The sequence below is a fragment of the Pseudoalteromonas phenolica genome (assembly GCF_001444405.1).
Lineage (GTDB): Bacteria > Pseudomonadota > Gammaproteobacteria > Enterobacterales > Alteromonadaceae > Pseudoalteromonas > Pseudoalteromonas phenolica.
Map to the genome: position 1 here is coordinate 361,046 of NZ_CP013187.1, position 18,579 is coordinate 379,624.

General features: G+C 42.0%; 10 protein-coding genes. 6 read left to right on the forward strand and 4 right to left on the reverse strand.

Annotation, left to right across the window (positions count from 1 at the left end):
• Positions 1-141 precede the first annotated feature (141 nt).
• Positions 142-7,308 (forward strand): LamG-like jellyroll fold domain-containing protein, encoded by a 7,167-nt coding sequence (locus tag PP2015_RS01705; protein ID WP_058028628.1) that lies wholly within the window; start codon positions 142-144, stop codon positions 7,306-7,308.
• A gap of 145 nt (positions 7,309-7,453) precedes the next feature.
• Here PP2015_RS01705 and PP2015_RS01710 read toward each other — a convergent pair whose 3' ends face one another.
• Positions 7,454-8,479: a M48 family metallopeptidase gene (locus PP2015_RS01710; RefSeq protein WP_058028629.1), complete on the reverse strand. Its 1,026-nt coding sequence runs from the start codon at positions 8,477-8,479 to the stop codon at positions 7,454-7,456.
• A gap of 4 nt (positions 8,480-8,483) precedes the next feature.
• The gene (locus PP2015_RS01715; protein WP_058028630.1) at positions 8,484-9,539 is read right to left on the reverse strand and encodes a YjgN family protein; all 1,056 of its coding nucleotides are present in this window, start codon (positions 9,537-9,539) and stop codon (positions 8,484-8,486) included.
• A 196-nt stretch (positions 9,540-9,735) separates the two neighbouring features.
• Between PP2015_RS01715 and PP2015_RS01720 the strand changes: the two genes are divergently transcribed.
• The 5 genes from PP2015_RS01720 to PP2015_RS01740 all read left to right on the forward strand — a co-directional run bounded on the left by PP2015_RS01720 (position 9,736) and on the right by PP2015_RS01740 (position 14,339).
• The gene (locus tag PP2015_RS01720) at positions 9,736-10,398 is read left to right on the forward strand and encodes a methylamine utilization protein (RefSeq protein WP_058028631.1); all 663 of its coding nucleotides are present in this window, start codon (positions 9,736-9,738) and stop codon (positions 10,396-10,398) included.
• Positions 10,395-11,228, forward strand: a complete 834-nt coding sequence (locus tag PP2015_RS01725) for a DUF3034 family protein (protein WP_058028632.1) — start codon at positions 10,395-10,397, stop codon at positions 11,226-11,228. The genes PP2015_RS01720 and PP2015_RS01725 overlap by 4 nt, the downstream gene beginning before the upstream one ends.
• A gap of 2 nt (positions 11,229-11,230) precedes the next feature.
• Positions 11,231-11,656, forward strand: coding sequence for a group I truncated hemoglobin (locus PP2015_RS01730; RefSeq protein WP_058028633.1), 426 nt, complete (start codon positions 11,231-11,233; stop codon positions 11,654-11,656).
• A 118-nt stretch (positions 11,657-11,774) separates the two neighbouring features.
• The gene (locus PP2015_RS01735; RefSeq protein WP_128724196.1) at positions 11,775-12,464 is read left to right on the forward strand and encodes a substrate-binding periplasmic protein; all 690 of its coding nucleotides are present in this window, start codon (positions 11,775-11,777) and stop codon (positions 12,462-12,464) included.
• A 213-nt stretch (positions 12,465-12,677) separates the two neighbouring features.
• Complete coding sequence (locus tag PP2015_RS01740) at positions 12,678-14,339, forward strand: H-type lectin domain-containing protein (RefSeq protein ID WP_128724197.1); 1,662 nt, start codon at positions 12,678-12,680, stop codon at positions 14,337-14,339.
• 75 nt (positions 14,340-14,414) lie between these two features.
• Here PP2015_RS01740 and PP2015_RS01745 read toward each other — a convergent pair whose 3' ends face one another.
• Positions 14,415-15,707: a metallophosphoesterase gene (locus tag PP2015_RS01745; protein WP_083496485.1), complete on the reverse strand. Its 1,293-nt coding sequence runs from the start codon at positions 15,705-15,707 to the stop codon at positions 14,415-14,417.
• A 46-nt stretch (positions 15,708-15,753) separates the two neighbouring features.
• Positions 15,754-18,540, reverse strand: coding sequence for a TonB-dependent receptor (locus tag PP2015_RS01750; RefSeq protein ID WP_058028636.1), 2,787 nt, complete (start codon positions 18,538-18,540; stop codon positions 15,754-15,756).
• Positions 18,541-18,579 lie beyond the last annotated feature (39 nt).

Here is an 18,579-nt window from a genome sequence, read left to right on the forward strand (position 1 = left end):
TGGTACTAAATTATTGAAAAACTGGAGTGCTTTTGGGGAATAACTTCACTTCCACAATCTATCCATATTTAAACCTTATTTGCATGTCATAAACCCCTATCTTGAGCTATATTTGCCAATTAAAAGAGGGGTGTTAATACTATGACGCGGAACAAATTGTACCTAGCATTGCTGACTTTGGGAGCAAGTTTCTCCAGTATTGCTCAGTCAAGCTTGGCGCCATTAACAATACATGTTGATGAGAATACTAAAACTAATACAACCATTGGTAGTGTTAGTTTTTTAGATGGCGTATCGGATAAAACGGTGCGTTTAGAGGTTGGTACAACTGATATAAAAAACTGGATAACAAACGGTGAAGCGTTTGAACCTATTTCATTTAATTCAACCTTCACACAAGCGCCAATTGTGTTTGGTCAAATCCAGTCAAACAGTGATTATCAGGTAGAGTACGAAGTAAGTACTTATTCTTATTCTGGCGTAACAAGCAAGAATAATAACCGCTTGTTAATGCGTCATCGTCTAGACAATGTAACAGCCCTTGGTTTTGAAGCGGTATTAGAATCAGAGTTAGACAAAAAAGGCACTAGTGTTATCCAAAGCTTCCTTGACACTGGCGAAGGTGAAACGCTAGGTTGGATTGCATTTGCTGAGCCTATTTCAGCTTTTTGGAACGACAAGCCTATCGACGTGTCAAGCACTGGCACTTCGGTAACACACAATACTCACGGACACGCGTTTAGTGTGCCGATGACAGATACTCCGAATATTTTAACTTCTTTATCGACGTACAACGGCACTTCGCAAAGTGGTGTGGCAGTTGATGAATTGTCTGCAAATAAAGTAAAAGTTCATATTGATAACCTTGATGATGCGTCACATGCTGCGGAAAACGTAAACGTTTTTGCATTGCAAGGAACAGGTTTATTGTTTACTGAGACAATGGCTATTGTTGGTGAAACAGGTGTTATCACGGTTGATGACACTGACATTGAAAATCCATTCTCGATTACTTTCTCAAAATCGTATAACAACCCGGTTGTATTCGTTCAAGCGGTTGGTAAAGACAAACAGATTTTTGACGCTGCTGTGCGCTTAAATTTCGTTGCACCTATGATGCTAGAAGGTTATTTGCATTCAAATAATGAAAACCTTGTACCAAATCGTTTTGGTGAGTTTGAACTTCATTATCAAATTTTTGAAGCTGGTCGTTGGGATATTCCCCTTGAGCATTATACCTATTCAATCGTGTCTGGTAACGACGCAGGGGTATTCTCAGTTGACCAGATTAAAGGTGAAATTAAAGTTGCTGACCAAACGCAATTAGATTTTGAACTAGGTAATAACCAGTATTCATTGACTGTTCGAGCTACAGATGGTGCGGGTAATCATTATGACACGCCAGTTACGATTAATGTTACTGACATAAACGATTCACTAAACAACAATGCGCAATCCATTGATGGTCTGGCTGCGGATGATTGGGCAGGTTGGTCAGTAGCTCCTGCTGGAGACGTAAACGGTGACGGTTTCGACGATATCATTGTTGGCTCTCCTCAAGCAGATGTTTATAGAAATGATGGCACCTTTATGTATGAAGATAATGGTGCAGCTTACGTTCTGTTCAGTGATGCAACGGGCACATTCCCATCACTAACAGAAGTGATCGGTGGTACTCGCGGTTTTGGTATCATGGGAGCTGAATCTGGCGACAACGCAGGTTTCGCTGTTGCTGGTGGTGTTGATATTAACGGCGACGGATTATCAGACGTAGTAGTTGGTGCGCCTTATGCGGGAACCAATGGCGATAACTCTGGCTCAGTATATGTTGTATTTGGTAAAGCTGGTACTAACTATGTGCCATTGTCTGATATGAATGCTGGCGGGAGCGACTATGGTTTTGCCATTCACGGTGCATACACAGAAGATTATGCAGGTGGTACGTTAGTTGTTGGTGACGTTAACGGTGACGGTCTAGGTGATATTGTTATTGGTGAAACGGTAACTCGTTTCTTAGCAGGCACAGGCTCTTTTGCATTAAGAGATTTACTTGAAGATGGTACAGCTGATCCAAACCTAGCGTATGTTGTTTACGGTAAAAAAGACAACAATGTTGTTCAGTTAGCTAATGTTGCGACTGACTACAACGAGCAAGGTTTTGCGATTACTCGCCCAAGCAGAAAGTTATTTAGCGATTGGTATTATGGCGCACAAGTTTTACCAACGGGCGACTTTAATAGCGATGGCTTAACAGACTTTATTGTTAGCCATGGTTTATTTGTTGATACCTCAGGTACAAGTTATGTTGTTCATGGCCGTATCGGCGGAGAGGCTGTTAAATATAACAGCATTAAATCTGCAGGCAATGGCATCAAGATCACGCCACAAGGCAGCGGCAATTATGGTTTCGATTTTGGTGATGCAACTCTTGATGCACTTCCTTCATTTACTACTTCTCATGTAGGTGATGTGAACGCAGATGGTGTTGACGATATCGCATTATTATTGACAGACACAGGGTGCTGCTCGGGTATTGATCACCCTCGTGCATACATCTTATTTGGCGGTGTTGACGTTGCTGATGAAATCAATCTAGCGGATATTGCCAATGGCAATGGCGGTTTTGTAATTCACAACGACGCTTCAAATATCGACCACAGTGACTTACAAGTTATTTTAGGTTCAATCGGTGGTGCAGGCGACTTAAATGGCGATGGTTTTGACGACATCATCATTGGCGACCCGTTTGCAGAGGACAACAAGGGTCGCGTATACGCTGTTTATGGCCGTGCAGGTACAGAGCCTGTTTATCTTAGTGAGATCATTGAAACCCAACAAGGTTTTTACTCAGAAGGTAATGGTGGTGAGCAACTTGGGCAATTCATAGCAAGTGCTGGTGACGTTAATGGTGACGGTATCAAAGACATTCAATTTGGTACACCTTCTGCGAACAAAAACAATTTAAACAACACAGGTGCTGTGTATGTTCTAAATGGTGACGGCAAGTTAGTAACGCTTTGGGGGACTGACGGTAACGACACAATCACAGGTACTGCTTCTGCAGATAATATTGCCACTGGTACAGGTGACGACGTCATTCGAACTAACGGTGGTACTGATGCCGTTTACGCAGGCCCTGGTGAAGATACTATTTACATTTCTGACAACACCTTCACTCGTATTGATGCAGGCGGTAACACAGATACATTAGTATTTGACGGTTCAGGTATTAATCTAGACCTTGCAACTCAAGCTTCTCGTGTTCGTAACGTTGAAGTGTTTGATATCCGTGGTTCAGGCGCTAACTCAATTACGCTTAATAAGAGCGTGAGTAGTAATTCAAACTTACGTATTTTAGGTGACAACGACGACTATGTTGGTGCCGCAAATAACCAATGGATTGACGCTGAAACAACACAAGTTATCGATAATGTAACATATAAAGTATTTACGTCTGGCTCAGCGACTATGTTAGTGCAAGATGGTTTAACAGTTACGGTTAATAATGCTCCAACGATAGAAGACCAAACGTTTACTGTCAGTGAAATTGCTGCCAGTGGTACAGGAATTGGCATACTTGCAGCCGATGCAAATGATGTTGGTGACTTCGTGACGTTCCAAATCTTGAGCGGTAATGAAGATGGTGACCTCGTATTAGATGCACAAACAGGTGTATTAAGTATTAGCCCGGCTATCTCTCGTTTAGATTTTGAAAAAACCGCAACTTACACATTACAAGTGATTGTGTATGACCAATACAATACGACTGACACCGCACAGATTACAGTTGACGTATTAGATATGGACTCAATGGAAATTACCTTAGAAGGTGATGTAAGTGGTGAAGGGAGTTATTGGGGCGAAAATACAGTACTTGAATTATTAGGTATGAGCTCTCCGCAGTGGGCGTCAACTGAAACGAAGCATACTTGGAATGTGCCAGAAGAAAATCTGCCTGATGATCCTGCGATTATTCGAATTGAATCACACGGTAAAATCCATTACGTGGGTGGCATGGACCTATTCGGTGGATGGGTTGAAGCTGACATTCCTCTTTCTATGGATTTACGCTTCCCGGATGAAATCGCAGCTGGTCAGCCAGTTAATTTAGCAACCAAGTTTACCGTAGGTGAAAACGCAAACTTCATTGCGTCCTCTCCTGGTGTGCAAATCTCTGCTGAGTTAATCTTTGAAGACTATTTAATTAAATATGAATCAGCGTTATTTGAAAAATTAAATGGTCAAACCAAAATCGATTACGCATCTTATGAGAAAACGGTCGGTTCAGAATCGTTTGGTGTATACGGTGATAACTGTGCCAATGCACTCAATCGTTCTAAATGTTACAAGTTAGATGATGGTGTTGAAGTTTACGATTTAACGCGTGAGTTGACCGATGAGAAATTAACTTCATTAATTGAAAACAACTTCTACGAGTTATCTGTTGTAACAGCGGAAGATCACGCTAGAGGCGTTAGTGACAATATCACTCATGGTACGAGTTTTGTTAATGGCGTTGATATTATTGACGTTGTATACGCTCATAAAGGTGCAGTTGATGGTATTGAAATTATCAGTACTGATGTCTCAGATCCAACTGCCACAACAATCTCTTTCATTCCAGCCAATATGACGGTTGAACAAATTTCATCAGTTGTTAAAAATCTAACTCGTGATTCGTTAGCAGAATTGCCTTCAAATGCGAGAAAGGCGATTGAAAAAGCGATTGGTTTAGAAGTAGATAAACTGCGTTTCTTAGCGGGTCACGATTTAACTGACTGGGTATCTGAAGAAATTTATTGGGGCTCTAACTGGACCAAGTGGCACGCACAAGCTGGCATGGAGTCAATGGAAGGCACGTCTGAACAATGTATTGATAACTATTTTGCACCTGCTGGTGAAGATTTATATCGCAGATACAAATTCAGTACACTTGATACTTTTGTAAGTGCAGCGCTAGATTTACACCAAGACTTTGAGTTGAACATTGAATCTACGGCTATTTTAGTTCTTGAAGATGGCACTGAGGTTTACTTTGACCCAGAAGAAGACATTACCTTTACTCCAGAGCTTACGCATGACGTTAATAACGACGGTATGATTGACGCGACATTAACCGTCAATGCTGCATCAAAATTTGTTAACAACACAAAAATGAATGCATTTTTTAGAATGCCATTTAAATTGCTTGAGTTTGAGTACAATGTCCAAGAGGCCGTTTGTACCGCAGATAACATCTACACTATGGGTAACCAAGGTTTGATGTTTGAAAAAGGTTCTTATGGCCCACTATTAGACAGCGAAAAAGAGATCCAATATGACACCACAGACTTTGGGGGACCAACGGAAATCACGATCGCGCAAAACTCGTTCACGACTCAATTATCTTTTGACTTATGTAGTAATAGCGCAGCATGTGGTGAACCGGTGCTGTCATATGGCAACAATGCCCCTGTGGCTTCTGAGGTAATATTAACTGGCGATTTTATCGGTAAATCTACAGTATCAGCGTCATACACTTATACTGATCATGAAAGTGATTTTGAAGAGAGCTCACGTTATCAGTGGTATCGTTCTGCGACAGGCAGTAATGATGATGCGCAAGTTATTGATGGTGAATTCTACCAATCATACACCTTGTCATTGGAAGACATTGATAGCTTTGTGGCTTTCTGTGTCACCCCGCATGATGGTACTGATTTTGGTAACCCTGAGTGTAGTGAGTGGACCTCTGTTGAAAGCCCATATCATCAAGACTTATCTATCATGAACGGTTTTGGTCAATCTATTGTAATCAACGGTACCGATCAGAGCATGATTCAAACTATGGACTCTGGTTTTAATCCAAACAGTTCATACACAATTGAAGCGTGGGTAAAAGTGAACTCGTTGAACCCAGAAGAAAACTCTAATTTATTCACTTTTTCAGAAGACGCAAACTCTTCAAAGGCTGCGGTGAGAATATTCTCTGATGGTCGTTTACGTGTGAAAGCAACAAACACCACGTATAAGTCGACTAAGACAATCACTGTTGGTCAGTGGCAGCACTATGCTGTGAGTTATGATCAGCCGACTCAACAGTTGTCAGTATACTTAGACGGTGAACTAATCATTTCTGAAGTAGATGCTGCTAAAGATAGTAACGTTTACTTTGTGTGGGGTTCTGGCAACGATGGTATTAGCAAGAAGTTAGATGCGAATATTGACGAAGTTCGTATTTGGGATTACGCGAAATCACAAGAGTCTATCGCGGCAAATCGTTACTTAGGCGCTTCATTAAGTAACTCAAACCTAGTTTCTTACTATCACTTTGACAGTATGGTTAACGGTGAAGTAGAAGACCTAACAGGCGAAAGCACTATGGAGTTAGTTAATGCACCAGTGCTTGAAAAACACAACGTATACTTAACGCTTGATGGCAATGGTGACTACGTTGACTTTGGTGACCCGGTCGATGGTTCACTTGACTTCGGTGGTGACAACTTCACCGCACAAGCTTGGATCTATTTAGAACCAGGTTCTGGCAACCAAACACGTATCATCCTTAATAAGAAAATTGGTGGCGCCAATGGTTATAAAGGTTGGACGTGGAGTGTTAACACAAGAAACCGTTTAACGTGGAACCATGATGCATACAACAATGGCAAAAAAGGATATGAAGCAACGGGTCAAAAACTTAATACTGGACGTTGGTACCATGCTGCCGTTGTTGTTGATTGGGAAAATGCCGCTAAAGTGACAATGTATCTAGACGGCAAGAACGTTGGTAGCAGTGGGTTAGGTACAAAACGTAACTTAAACAACCACGTACCACTTCGTATTGGCGCTTACAGTTCGACAGACACAACAACAAACACCTTTAAAGGTCACATTGATGATGTTGCGATATGGACTCGTGCACTATCTGAAGATGAGATAAATGCTTGTAAAGAGGAAATGGAACTAGGCTGCCAGCAAGATTTACTGTTGTATCACGACTTCGAACAAGATGTCCGAAAAAATAAAGCGATTGATAGATACAACGGTACTATTTTTGGTGCGGTTGAAGTAGATAACAGCCTTGATGTTAAGTTTACTACGACTGAGTATGCTGCTTTTGCTGGCAAGCTGCCTGGCGGTACTGGCGTCACATTCGGATTAGCAGATGCGCCTGCCTTCGGCGACGTCGCCATCAGCGAATACTCTGGTGAATTTATTTATACACCAAATGGCAGTGCAAATGGTGCAAGCGACTCATTTAGTTATTACATTTACACGAGTGATAACGGTCAAAGCCAGAAGCAGATTGTCACCATTGAGTTCGAATAAGCTTAGTGGTCAATAAAAATAAAAGCCGCGATACTTTTTGAGTATCGCGGCTTTTTTATAATTGCTCACCAAAAGAATCGCAATTGAACTTGGCGCTGTTTGCCGCTCTTGTTAAAAAAGAGCTTGGACAGAGCTTCAAATCTGATTACTTAAAGTTATTTGCATTTTCGATACGAGATTTAATGCTTGGGTGAGTAGATAAGTATTTACTCCATGCACCCTCTTCATCATTCTCTAGTTCAATGCCTGCTTGCTCTACAATAATTTCTAGTGCTTTGGCAAATTCTTTAGGGTCGATACCGTGCTGCTTCATATGGTGTAGGGCGAAATCATCCGCTTCTTTTTCCATATCTTGCGAAAAGCGTTGTTGCAGAATAGTTGAACCAGTCCCAAGTAATACTTCTGCAAAGCCTTCTAAATCACCGAATATCATGGCAAAAGCAATTGCACCCGCAGCGGCTTGCGCTGCCATACGAATACTATGCTGTTTTTCAACATGACCGATTTCATGAAGTAACACCGCTTGAAGTGCTAAGGGGTGATCTTGCATGCTTTTTACTAGGTCATCGGTAACGACGATTTGACCATGTGGGAGCGCAAACGCATTCGCACCAAAGAAATCTGACTGATAGAAACTCAGCTTAAACTGATCTGCTGGTAGAGACAGTTTTTGCAAACTATCGTCCCAAAGCTGGATGACTGTTTGCTGTTCTTGCACTGATAATGTGGTGGGTTCAAGCGCTGTTTTTTCTATGGCATACATAGATTGCTCACCCATTGTTTTCACCACAGAATCAGGTACTAAGTCATAGGTTTGTACAGCAAATTCAGGCACGGCTTTAAACAAAATACCGTAGACTAAAATAGGGCTTAGCACGATAGCGCCGAGCACAGAAAGTAAGTTCTGCTCTAGCTTTTCGACTACTTTTAGACGTTTACGCTTGGTCGGCCAGCGAAACTTAACGTCTTCAGGTAGAAAACGGCTACCATCGCTGAATGTAATTTCTTGGGACTGGCCTAAAATAGGCTCCCCCAAAACTGCATCTGCAAAGTCGTAGCTGTCTTGTTTGCCACTTTCATAAGTCAACATTAATTTAGTATCAAACACAGCTGCCGAGCAGGTAACAGCTTTGCTGCTACCTGTCGGATATAAAGTACCTAATATCTTCATATGCTTAAGTTAAAGAAATATCAACATCAAACACATTCGCCGCTTCTTCTGCTAAAGAAGATTGTGACTCTCGATATACTTCCATTACGTGTTCTGCATTTTCAGATAAAGTGACAGTGGTTGCTGCTGCAAGCATTTTCGCTTTACGTACTTTTGTCCAAGGGAAGGCAAGACCAAGCGAGAAGATAATGGCTAGCGCATTTGTTGCAAGTAATATTGAGTATTCAACAGACCCTAGTTTTGATTCAAATGTTGCCACATCGTCAAGCTGAGCGTTCGCAAAAATATGGTTACGAACTTTACTTTGATAAATACCCGTAAGTAAGCTAATCGCTAGGAAGTTAAAGCCTAGAGAGATAAATACCATGGCTACGCCAAGAGAGTCAGGATCACCAAAACCGCCCATAATGCCAGCAATAATGGCACTTATAACACCAAAGCCAATTGCAACGACTAAACACCTTAAAACTGCGCCATAGTAGCGGCCGGCTGAAAGCTCGACTTTTAAGGCTTTATTGCCGTATTCAATATTATTATGAATATATGTATCGATTTTTTTCAATACCCAAGGCATTGCAATATACAGTGTTAATGCACCAACGATTGGTAATAATACAAAATGTGTTAATGCATCAAAGTAATTGCCTTTAAAACCGAAGCGCACATTGCGATGACTCGTCATTCTTAAGTTAAAGCGTAAACTTTGATTGATTAACCAAGGAATAGCAGCTGCCCACATTAAGAAAAATACCACTGCCATGACTGGGCTGTAAGTACTTAAAGTGACATATAGTGCGAAAATAGCAAAGGCAATGATACGACCTTTTAAGATCTGTATCGGTGTTGCTAAATAATTGAAGCGATGTCCATCAATTGAGGTGTGACCATAGAAGTATTGCTTTGTTCTTACCGTTGCCCATGCTGAGTAAATACCTAGAGTGACAATACTGAGTAAAATGTTCACGATCCAAATACCAAAATAGTCTTTAGCATTACCTGTGAATAGGACTTGATGTGTTTGCTGCTCAGATTGAGCAGATAGATTATTTATTTCTTCCATAAGAATTATCCATGCTTTGTGATTCGGGCATAAAATATACCATGTGTCCCTAAATTCCAAGGCTTTAACGATGGGAAATTAAGATAATTCCTTATAATTAAAGATATTTTGGTTTCGGTAGTTCGGCATACTTTATATAGACATTTCATATGTAAACTCCTATTCTTTTATTATTATTGCATCATAAGCACTTCTTATGCCTCGCCTAATCGTTTCAGTATTGCTGTTGTTCACTTGCTTTTTTTGTTCCGCCAAAACCGTTATCAAGGTGGTTGATCAATTTAATCAGCCACTTGCAGATGCGGTAATTAACTTTGAATTAAAAAACACACTCACTCAGCCAACGGTGGTGTCGCCTCTTTATGTTATGGATCAAGTAGAAAAAGCATTTTTGCCTCACGTACTTGTTGTGCCTAAAGGCGCGAAGGTGAGCTTTCCAAATAGTGATGATATTCGACATCACGTGTACTCATTCTCGAAGGCTAAAACATTTGAGTTAAAGCTATACCATGGCGAACCAAAGGCGCCGTTAGAGTTCTCAGAGTCAGGCATTGTGGTTCTTGGCTGTAATATTCACGATGCAATGGTGGGTTACATTTATGTTTATGATGACAAGCCCGCAATAAAAAGCTCAGTGTCAGGCTTAGTGACTATGCCATATGCCGTTGAGCAACTAGCAGCGATCACTGTTTGGCATGCGAGAGCAAAAATAGGTGTAAACCGCATTCGTACAATTAAAACGGACGCCTTAGCGATTGTTGATGGCAATATTAAGATCACGCTTGAGGTTAACCCGCCCGAAAAACGCGATAGTTTCGAAAACTTATTTTCTGACTTAGATAGCGGAGATAAGTTATGAAACTAACGATAGTTAGCACACTACTGCTTGCTTGTCTTTTAACGAGCTTTGCATCGCACGCGAATGGTAAATTGCTAGGCACGCCGGGTGTATCACAAGTAGAGGGGGCTGCAGGTGGCGGCTTGGTGCCATGGGCGCAGTTAGCAGGTTATGCCACAGAAGATGAATGGGCAATATCAGGGTTTTGTACTAAAGCTGATGTTGATGACTTCTCTTTAAAAGTATGTGGCGCACAAGCAAACTTTTTCGACAGGCTTGAGCTGAGTTATGCTGAACAAAACTTCAAAGTTAACCCGCTGAATACCGAGCTTTCACAGAGTATTACCGGCGCTAAGGTCAGACTCTATGGTGATTTGATTTATAGTCAATGGCCGCAATTGACGTTTGGTGTGCAATATAAAAAGCTTGATACCCCTGCGGTTGCCAATGCGTTGGGCGCAACTGATACATCGGGTTATGACTATTATCTCTCAGCCAGTAAATTACACCTTGGTGCTGCATTTGGGTATAACCTGTTATGGAGTGCCACGGCACGCAGTACTTCAGCAAATGAAATGGGGTTACTTGGCTTTGGTTCCGCGAAGCATAATCGCAGTGTGCAGCTAGAGTTATCGTCGGCCGTTTTATTAAATAAGCATTTAGCGGTGGGCGTTGAGTATCGTCAGAAGCCAGATAATTTGGGGCTGCAAGAAAGTAATTGGCGCGATGTGTTTGTGGCTTGGTTTCCTAACAAGTATGCTAATGTGACGTTGGCATATATTGATTTAGGCACGATTGCAGCATTACCGAAGCAAACCGGTTGGTATTTATCTGTTACAGGATATTTTTAATCATGCGTAGAGTCCTTTTCATCATAGGCGTCTTATTAATAGTTAGTCTTAGCGGATGTTCGTCGAAGCCTAAGCTCAGTTTGTATCAACAACTCGGTGCTGAGCAAGGTATAGAGCGTATCGTTGATGCGTTTATTAAACGTATAGCAAAAGATAAAGCGATTTTACCGTACTTTGCCAAATCGAGTGTGAGTCATTTTCGGGCAGGTTTTATTGCCCATATGTGTGATATTAGCGATGGGCCTTGCAAATACACTGGAGACTCTATGATTGATATTCACACCGGTATGAATATCAATGAAGCGGACTTTAACCGAGTAGTCGAACTATTAATACTGGCAATGGAAGATGCGGGTATAAGTTACCGTAAGCAAAATCAAGTATTAGCTAAACTGGCGCCCCTCAGAGGTGAGGTATTTAAACGTTAATTCTTAAGCTGAATTTAATGATGTGACCTATACTTTTCTTATCGGTACATCAATTTGAGTTGGGTGTATGTGGGGTTCGCTTTTTAATACGTTGATTTTGTCTTCTGGGCTTCATCTAATGTCTCCAGATATACAGTGGTATACCGAAGAGTACCCACCATTTAATTATCAAAGTGAAGGAAAGCTACATGGTTTGGCCTTTAATGTTCTTAAATCGGCTTATCATGACTTAGGTTGGTTTTTAGATGAATCTGATATTGTTTTAGCACCTTGGCCCAGAGTATACAAAACAATACAGCAATATGAGAATAAATGTGTTTTTTCAATGGTATATACCAAGCCAAGGGCGAAGCTTTTCAACTTTGTAGGTTTGGTTATTCCAAATACGATTGCTGTTATTGCCCATAAAGACAGTGGTGTTAAGGCTGAACAACTGACACGGGATAAGAGTTTAACTTTCGGTGTGGTAAAAAATGACATCGGGCACTTATCTCTTTTAGAGTATGGTATTCCGGAATCTCAATTCGTGTATCTTAAAACTGGTTTAGAGCTAGTTAGAATGATTGATTATAAGCGTGTTGATTTAATTGCTTATGGTGATGCAATAGCGCGATTTCAATTTAAGCGTGCTGATATAGATCCCAACAATTACCGCTTATTATTGCCTCTGGTAGATTCTAAACTAGGCTATGCATGCAACAAAAGTGTGCCAAAGTCTGTTTTACAGAAATTAGATAAAGCGATTAACTCAGTGGTCTTATCTAAGCCAGAGTTGTTGCGATATCATGATTCAGATAGTTTTGAGTAGAGCTAATAACCGTTTAACCTCTTAAATCGACCACTTAATTATTTACATTAATAAAATATTTGAAACTCCCCGTTTCTATTGGCATATTCTACCTTGGTTACAAAGTTATAATGGAAGCACCTACCTTTACGGATTAAGGCCCACATATTTAGGATGTATGTGTCATTTCTTTGTGTCATTTTGTTTATTAGGATATGAATTAGGGTTCTAATTATGCTTAAGATGTCACACTCACTTCTTTCTTTTTTTGCGCTTTCAGCAACAACGCTGGCTACTCAGGCTAGTGCGAATAGTTGTCAGGGGGAGCTGTTTTCTATCAATTCTGGTCGAGGTGCGCCGGGGGTTTTATTTAGCCTGCAAGAGCAAGATAAAACGGCTAAAGCGCTTTCAATGGCAGAGTTCAGTTCAGCTGCCATGGCGTATGATTCTACATTAAATCGTATGTACTATGCGTCTTCGCCAATTCCCTTTGAATATAAAGTGGATTTAAGCGGATTGAATGTATCGGAAGAAGTGCTCGCGCAAATACCTGTTCAAGGTGATCGCTTTAAATACAGCCGACTGGCTTATTATGACTTTGCAACACAAACACATCACAGAATTGACGGTATCACTAAGTCGGTTATTGGTATGGCATATGATGCTGAAAACGATCAACTTATCGCGAATAGTTATAGCAAGTTGTATCGTATTGATAAATTAAACGGTAACGCGACAACACTCATGCACTTTGATGACATTGATGGGCAATATCGTGGCGACTTAGTGTTTAAAGATGGTGAGCTTTACCTCGTTACATCGAGCTCAACTTACCTAATTGATCGTTCAGATCCAGAAAACTACAGCATGAGTAAGTTATCTGATCACAACCTTATCGCTGTGACAGGTGCGACGTTGGCACAAAATGGTGACATGCTAATCAGTCGTACAGTTATTAACGACCATGGTCATAAAAACCAATCTGAATTGTATAAGTTGAATCCAGAAACAGGGGGCACCTGCTTAGTCGCTACATTACCGCTACGTATTAATGACTTAGCAACGAAAACAGATAGCGCAGTAGCATGCTATTCGCAAGACCCTTGTGCATTAGACAACACGATTACGCTATTATCGAATACGATAGTGAACGACTTAGATCACACTTGGCGTACTTATGGTTTTGCTGATACGAACTTTTATGCCCCTGCTGTATTTACATCTGCACCGACATTTAATGGTGGTCATGGTGGTGTGAATCGTCTTCAGAATGTTACGCCAACAAGCTTTGAAGTGGCTTTTAAAGAGTGGAATTACTTAGACCAAGTGCATCCAAATAAAGAGTCATTTGATTACATGGCGCTCGAACAAGGCCGTTATACGATGGCTGACGGTACCATTTTAGAGGTGGGCAGCTTTGAACTTGATGGTACGAAAACATTCAAAGACATCAGCTTTGCTGAGAGCTTCGCGAATAACCCGTATGTCTTCTTGCAAGTACAAACTTATGAGGGGGGTCATACGATTGCGACTCGTGTGAAAGACATCTCAAATACTGGTTTTAAAGCTGCATTTTTCGAACAAGATACACTGAACGAAGGGCATACTACAGAAGTTGTGTCGTACATTGCCATTGTGCCAGGTACAGGATCGACGGGGTCACTTGAAACGCAATCAGGCAGCAAAGCTTATAGCCTATTCAGTGCGGATATAGATCATAACGGTGGTCAAATTGGTGAACATTTCTATGTGTTAGCTGAAGAGACATCTAAAGACTCTGAAACAGCGCATACAATGGAGACACTCCATGTTCTGGATGTTGCAGGCGTTAGCTTAGTTCAGCAAGTGAGTAGTAATGGTGGTGATAACTTAAGTATACGTCGTATTCAGCAGTAATTATCTCTTGTAATTTAATTGAAAAGCCAGTGTCAAACTGGCTTTTTTGTGTGCGCTTGTTAACCAAATAAAAGGTTAGTCACTACGATGCTCGAAGCTAAAACCTTGCTCTTTTACTGGTTTGCCACTGCCATCGGTTGGTGTGGAATAAAACTGTACTTTCAGTTCATCCACTTGATTATCCAGCTCTATGTGAGCAAAGCCCCATGTAAAACTCTTTGACCACACTAAGTCATATTCTGGATAACGCTTTTCTTGCTGTTCGGCAAAGGGGGTATGCGTACCACGCATTTTTGAAGCTGCGCCACTGATGATAAGTGGTAGCTTAGGTTTGTTATTGTCTGGCAGTACCCGTGAGCAATCATCGGTAAGTAGCTCTAAGTCGTGCTCATGACCCGCAATGTAAGCATCCGCATACTGACACAACTCCGGCAAAATTAAGCGGCGTAATACATGGCCTTCATCATACTTGGTGCCGCCGATTGACCATAAAATATGGTGGCCGTAGACAATTTTCCATTTAGCTTTTGAGTTTTTTAAGCCTTTGGCAAGCCAAGCAAGCTGCTTGTGATCTTCTCCATTTACAGGCGCTTCATGTTTTTCAATGTCTTCCACGCTGGCAGCACCGGATGCCAAAGCTGAGGCGAGTCCTTGCTCTGAACCATCAGGTAACAGTGGTACTTCATAGAAGTGCTGACCCGACAGTAACATATTGGTGTCGAGCACAAAAAACTCAACATCGTTACCTGGTGAGCCTTTTTTATAGCTGTAATAGCCGCGCTCAGCCATGTAAAAGTTCGGCTGTGTTTTCATCCATTCTGTTTGCAGTGCCACGCCTTTACGAGAGGTTTTCCAATCGTGATTACCGAGCGCTGAGTAAACTATAAGATCCGGTTGTTGATCAAATAATGGCTGTAATGGTGCTTTGATCAGATCGTTCATACGGTGTTGATCGTCTTTACCATCTTTTGCATCTGCGCCATCGGGATAAATGTTGTCGCCCAACTGAATGCCAAATTGGCACTGTGCGGTCTGACAAAATTCAGCCATGGCTTTACCGACAGGTAACGCACCGCCTTGCTCTGTGGCTATATTTGTACCGGGATAAATATAAATAGGTGCATGGCCAAATTCCTCAATCGGGCGGTGCTCAGCAAGCCAGTCGGCTTTTTCTGCGGCGATGAACTCTTCTTTGGTTTTCGGTTTATCAATGTGCTTTTGTTTTGGGTAATCGACATGGTAGCCGCCATCTCCAAAAGCTAAAAAGGCGATATTTTGCTGTGTGTCTTGAGCGTGTAGCGCGACTGAGCTACAACCGAGCGTAAGCAAAGTGGCTGTGATGAGAGAGGTTAACTGAGACTTTTTCATACTGCTGCCGCAAGCTTTTTACTTGCGGCTCCATAAAGTTAAAAATTTAAAAAGAGGTCAATGTGAAGCCAAGCTCGAACGAGCGACCATAGGTTTCGTATTGATAGTTATATTGACTCTGGCCGTGGTAAAGGTAGTAAGGCTCATCGGTTAAGTTGACCGCATTGAAATAGATCTGCGTTTGGTCATTAAAATAGTACTTGGCGCTGAAATCTAACTGAGTGTGTGCATCTTGCATCACGCGGGCATCGTTATCTTCATGAGAGAAGCTTTTGCTTTTATAGCTTGCGCTTAAACGCGTACTAAAATGATCGCTTTCATAGCCGAACATTAAATTCGCAACGGTGTCAGACTGGTTTGGTAGTTGGTCGTCGGCATCAATAAAAGTCCCATTTGCTGACAGCATCAGGCCATTTTTGAAGTTCTTTGTATAAGCAAGCTCAACACCTGAAAGGCTGGCCTCACCCCCATTGACTGCTTGCATCACTTCTTTAAAGCCATCCCATTGCCCGTTATCTTGCACTTCTTCAGTGGCGATAAAGTTATCTATGTCTTTGTAGAACACGCCGGCTGAAATTACGCCAATATGGCCCGGGTAGTATTCAATTGACCAATCGAGGTTTGTCGATTCATATGGGTATAAATGTGGATTACCGACTTCAGCCTTACGCTCGGTTTCAATCTGGCCGTCTTCTTCGGTGGTTTCTGATTCAATGATTTGAAATGCCGCGGAATCTGAGAAGCCCGGTCTTGCTAGGGTGTTAGTGTACGCAAATCGCGTCACGAGTTTGTCATTAATATCGTAGCGAACAGTTAAATTCGGTAATAAATGACTGTAGTCTTTATCAACCGCCCAAGGGTTAATCTCAACACGCTCATCATCGTTTACTTCGTCTTTAATTAGCTCAACTTTGTTACCTGATGTGCTGTAATCAGTCGCTTCATAGCGCAGACCAGTGATCACTTGCCAAGCACCCATATCGATAGTGAACATGGCGTAAGCGGCAAAGATATCTTCGTTGCTGGTAAAGCTTTTGCCTTTTGTTTCGATGTCAGAATCTAATTGATTAACGTCAAACTCAGCACGGTTGGTTGCGACAAATCGAGCAATCTCAGAACGAGATAAACCCGGACCAAAAGCACTGAGTGACCAATCGGGCGATGGCGCAGCAAATTGTGCTGCTGTGGCATCGTTAAAGCCACCATCGAACACTGTCGTGCGCACATCATTGAATTTCTCACGTTGCGCATATTTTGCCCCAAATTTGAGTTGGGTGTTGTAGCCAGCTAAGGTAAAGTCCTTGCTTAAATCTAGCTTTAAACTCAAGCTTTCATCTTCGGTATTGTTGTTTTCCCAAACTAACTCATCTAATTCGAAGTTTTCGAGCTGGTGGGCATTGGCTGATTGTGTCAGGGCAGGGGCTTGGCCTAAGTGGCTGTAGCCGAGTGTAAAGTCTTCTCCCGCAAAATCGGCATCAATGCGATTGGGCTCTTCTTCAGAAGACTTAGAATATCCCACGCTATACTCCACAAACCAATCGCTTAGTTGGTGTTCGGCACCTGTTACTAATGACAAAATGGTTTGCGACTCATATCTGTCTTTGGTGTCACGATCCATTTCTGCGCCACTAAATTGTGCGCTTGCGTTGTTAAACTGACCAGAAACTAATTCGCCTTTATCAAACTTATATTCATTACGTAGACGGAACTCATCATCTGAAAACTCACTATACAGTGTGCGCAGGTAGTATTTGCTGAAATCATTGCTGTGCAAATCAAGGTTTAGGGCTGCACCTAATCGTTCTCGTTTAATTTTATAGTGGCGTTGTTCAATTTCTTCAGCACCAAATAGTTCTACTTCTTCACCATTGTCGGTTTCAAGCTCGAGCATTTGCCAGCCACCATCGGTCTCCATATTGTGTGAGCCAAATTCTCGTTCAGACCAAGATAGGGCTGTGGCTATACCCAGATCAAACTGTTTGTTAAGGGTATAAACGTCGGTAAAGCTGGCAGAGAGCTTAGGGCTGCTGGCTTCAACTTGTTTGTTGTAAGTGGCTTGTGCACTCACGCTGTAGCTTTGACCTTCACGGTCAAAGGCACTTAAGCTTTTTACTTCGATGCTGCCACCTATGGCACTGGCATCCATATCTGGGGTAACGGTTTTACTGACTTCAAGGCTTTGTACCAGCTCGCTTGGGATCACATCCATCGCGACACTACGAACACCAGATTCAGGTGAGGGCACATTTGCGCCATTGATGGTGACATTATTCAAGCTGGGGTCGATACCACGAATGCCAACAAATCGGCCTTCGCCTTGGTCGCGTTGAATAAACATGCCGGGTAAACGCTGTAACGCTTCAGCCGCATTTTGGTCGGGAAGCTGGCCTATAGAGTCGCTGCTGACAATAGACTTTACGCCCATGGCATTTTTCTGGCGATTAAGCGCGCCAGCCTGTCCTGCGCGTTGACCCACCACAATGACATCTTCGATGTAGGCGTCTTGGTTCTCAAGTGCAATACGTTGAGTGAGTACTTCGTTCTCTTTAATGGTGATTTGACGTTCGACACTTTTCGCGCCCAGATAATCCACGACCAAGGTATATTGACCAGCTGGCAGGTTTGTTAAGCGAAATCGACCATCTCGCTCAGAGCTGATGGTGCGGTTTAATTCTTTTATGCTGATCTTAGCCCCTTCAAAGTACACCGAATTATTGGCATCGGTAATACGACCTTCAAGGGTATTGGCAAAAGCGTGTGAACTTAATAATGCACAAGTGGTAGCTAATGCGATTTTAGAACGAGTAAATCTAGACGGTTTATGTGTTTTCATCTTTCTCTTCTCAGTTTGCACAGGAGTATTTGGGTTTAT

Excerpts from the sequence above, each read along its gene's own strand:
- PP2015_RS01730 (WP_058028633.1), top strand. The coding sequence starts at position 11,231 with ATGCGTAGAGTCCTTTTCATCATAGGCGTCTTATTAATAGTTAGTCTT.
- PP2015_RS01750 (WP_058028636.1), bottom strand. The coding sequence starts at position 18,540 with ATGAAAACACATAAACCGTCTAGATTTACTCGTTCTAAAATCGCATTA.
- PP2015_RS01705 (WP_058028628.1), top strand. The coding sequence starts at position 142 with ATGACGCGGAACAAATTGTACCTAGCATTGCTGACTTTGGGAGCAAGT.
- PP2015_RS01740 (WP_128724197.1), top strand. The coding sequence starts at position 12,678 with ATGCTTAAGATGTCACACTCACTTCTTTCTTTTTTTGCGCTTTCAGCA.
- PP2015_RS01720 (WP_058028631.1), top strand. The coding sequence starts at position 9,736 with ATGCCTCGCCTAATCGTTTCAGTATTGCTGTTGTTCACTTGCTTTTTT.
- PP2015_RS01710 (WP_058028629.1), bottom strand. The coding sequence starts at position 8,479 with ATGAAGATATTAGGTACTTTATATCCGACAGGTAGCAGCAAAGCTGTT.
- PP2015_RS01735 (WP_128724196.1), top strand. The coding sequence starts at position 11,775 with ATGTCTCCAGATATACAGTGGTATACCGAAGAGTACCCACCATTTAAT.
- PP2015_RS01715 (WP_058028630.1), bottom strand. The coding sequence starts at position 9,539 with ATGGAAGAAATAAATAATCTATCTGCTCAATCTGAGCAGCAAACACAT.
- PP2015_RS01725 (WP_058028632.1), top strand. The coding sequence starts at position 10,395 with ATGAAACTAACGATAGTTAGCACACTACTGCTTGCTTGTCTTTTAACG.
- PP2015_RS01745 (WP_083496485.1), bottom strand. The coding sequence starts at position 15,707 with ATGAAAAAGTCTCAGTTAACCTCTCTCATCACAGCCACTTTGCTTACG.